Source organism: Frankia sp. CcCS3 (assembly GCF_977927575.1).
This window is the reverse complement of record NZ_CDWRCL010000358.1, coordinates 1-2,598: the sequence shown is the minus strand read 5'-3', so window position 1 is coordinate 2,598 and position 2,598 is coordinate 1. Positions and strand designations below refer to the sequence as shown.

Annotated in this window: 2 protein-coding genes; both read right to left on the bottom strand. The window is 67.4% G+C overall.

All coding sequences use genetic code 11. The features are described from left to right. Window positions 1–313: 313 nt before the first annotated feature. Window positions 314–1,600, bottom strand: coding sequence for an aminotransferase class V-fold PLP-dependent enzyme (locus tag AC08OQ_RS19135; protein ID WP_476602424.1), 1,287 nt, complete (start codon window positions 1,598–1,600; stop codon window positions 314–316). A 303-nt stretch (window positions 1,601–1,903) separates the two neighbouring features. Next, window positions 1,904–2,488, bottom strand: a complete 585-nt coding sequence (locus AC08OQ_RS19130) for a type I restriction enzyme subunit R domain-containing protein (RefSeq protein ID WP_476602423.1) — start codon at window positions 2,486–2,488, stop codon at window positions 1,904–1,906. Between the last annotated feature and the right edge of the window lie 110 nt (window positions 2,489–2,598).

The following is a 2,598-nucleotide window of genomic DNA, read 5'->3' as shown; positions in this document are numbered from 1 at the left end:
GGCCCTAGTGGCACGTAGGAGGGCGGTGATAGCCGAAGATGCGCTGGCTGGTCGGGCGTCAGACTGGACCGCCTCGTCGAGCCGCAGCCCATCCCCGCCCTTCGCGACCGCGACCCCACTGGCTACGAACGGCTGCGCCAGGAACCAGCATTTATCGCATTCCGGTTCCGCAACATCAGCCCAGGATGAGCCGACAGGACCGGGACAGATCTACGATCTGAAACATGATAACCCTCGGTCACCGATCGACCGAAAGACAGGGCTGGCCGCCTGGATGAGCTGGTCGGCCTGCGGGCAGGTGGCCGCCGAGACGTCAACGATCGTAGGCGATGCGCTCGAGCCCCATGGCCAGCCTTTCGAACTCCGCCGGATCGGTATAGACGTGCGCGCTCGTGCGGAGGACCGGCCCGGTGAGATCCCGGGAGCGATCCACGGGGATGGCACTGGCGAGCACCCGGTCTTCTCGGTAGAGCCGGTCCCGGACGGCCACCGGATCGGTGCCGGGGGGCGGTTGCATGGTGATGATGCCGCATGGCGAATCTGGGTCCTCGCGCACCCGCCAGCCGCCGGCCCCGTCGAGAAGGTGCCTTCCCTGACCGGCCAGCCGTGCGATGCGGGCGAAGACACGTGACGGGCCGGAATCCATCAGTTCCGTGACGGCCTGCCCCAGGCCGATGCGGGACACGGTCGCCGCCTCGCCTATCCCGAGCCGGGCCAGTCCGGGGAGAGGAACCGGACGGTCGTTGCGGTCGAAGCGTGCGCTGTGCAGGCTCGGCACGGCGATATCAAGAAGATCGACGCTGCCTTTCCGGACGGCGAGAAATCCTGCTCCTCGTGGCCCGCAGAGCCATTTTCTCGACGTTCCGATATAGGCGCTGGCCGCGGTCTGGCTCACCTCGACCTGGCCGAGGGACTGCGCCACGTCGAGTACCAGGGGGACGCCTTCGGCCGCGCAGCGCGCACCGATCGCGGCTGCCGGCTGAACGATGCCCCGTTGGCTTGGCACCTGCGGAAACACCACGAGGTCGAGGTCGGCGAGACCGATGCGCCCGGGTGCATCGGCGCAGGCCACTCCGGCCCGGTCGAGGGTCTCGACGTCGATGACCCCGGTCTCGTCGACGGGAAGATCGACTAGCGAGACCGCGGTGCGCAGCGCCCGGGCGGCGAGTACGAGCATGTTGGACCCGTACTCGCTCGGTACCACGCCGATCCTCGCCCCGGCGGGGAGCCGCCAGGCCATCAGCAGGGTGGCGAAAGCCGCGCTCGCCGAATGGTGGAAGCTCAGGTCGTCAGCGTCGAGTCCCGGGCCCATCAGGCTGACGAGCCTGGCCCGCGTGGCGTGGAGCCCGCTGCCTGCCTCCACCTCGGCGGCGTACGCGCCGAGTTCGCTCTCGCTCTCCAGGTACGCGGTCTCGGCCGCGATCGTGGCCCGACTGGGGCGGGCCGCGCCGGCCGAGTCGAGATGAACCACCGACGACGGTGACCGGGCCGCACGCCAGCGGTGGAAGAGCCGGAGCTGCTCGGGATCGTCGTTCGGCCCGGGATCGTCGCTGTCGGTGAGTCGGCGCTGGCTGGGCTGATGGATCGACGGTGTGGCCACGGGAACAGGGTGACACCTCGACGACACGTGCGGCACCGTGCCGGCGGTGTGGACGTCGTGGCTGCGACGGTGTTTCCGTCGGTCGCGGGTTCGAGCCCCACCCGCCCCACCACAATCTGTAATTATGCCGTTGACCTGGTCAAATAGATAAATTCTATAGGTTCTAACTGTTGATCGAGTGGAAGATGCCCAGGCCGAGCGCTGATCATTTGGTTCGAGCCTTGGACGTACCGGTAGATCTCAACTACAGGCCGTAGTGAGGGTGAGATCGGCTGTCGCCTCGGCGAGGATGTATCCCGGCCGTCATGCACCTATCCGGCGGTCTCCGTCGGGAGTCGGCGGGGTGTTGTCGAGGCCGCGGTCGGTGAACAGTGCGCGGACCCGGGCGTGCCGGTCGGCCAGCAGCGGGAGCTCGTCGGTGATGCTTGCCAGCGTCCCGTCGATGTCCTCGGCGGCATACGCTTCCAGCGCGGCGTGCAGGTGTTTGGCAACGCCGAAGTAGTCGACGACGTGGCCGTTGGCCTTGCCCCGCGCGGTGCGGTTCACCCGGGCGATGGCCTGGAGCAACTCGGCTTCCTTGATCCGCTGGTCGAGGTAGAGCACCTGGTCGACGGCCGCGTCGAAGCCGGTCAGCAGCATCGACTTAACCAGCAGGAAGGCGACCGTACTGGTAGCGGCCGGGTCCGGTGCCGGGTCGTCGAGCGCGGGCAGGGGCTTCTTGAACTCCTCGATGACGGTCTTCTGCCGGCCCTCGTCGGTCCAGTCGCGCCAGTCCTTCTCGTTCTGCTCCCCGGAGATGACCGGGATGAAGTCGAGCCGCGCGATCAGGTCGCGGTACGGCCAGGTGGCGTGAACACCAAGACCAAACGGATCATGCGCCAGATGCACGGCCGAGCAGGATTCCCCCTGCTACGCCACCGCATCCTGCTCGGCTAACGTTCCGTCACCACCGAAAGTGAGCCAGAGCCAGATCCAGATCCAGATCCAGATCTAGTACT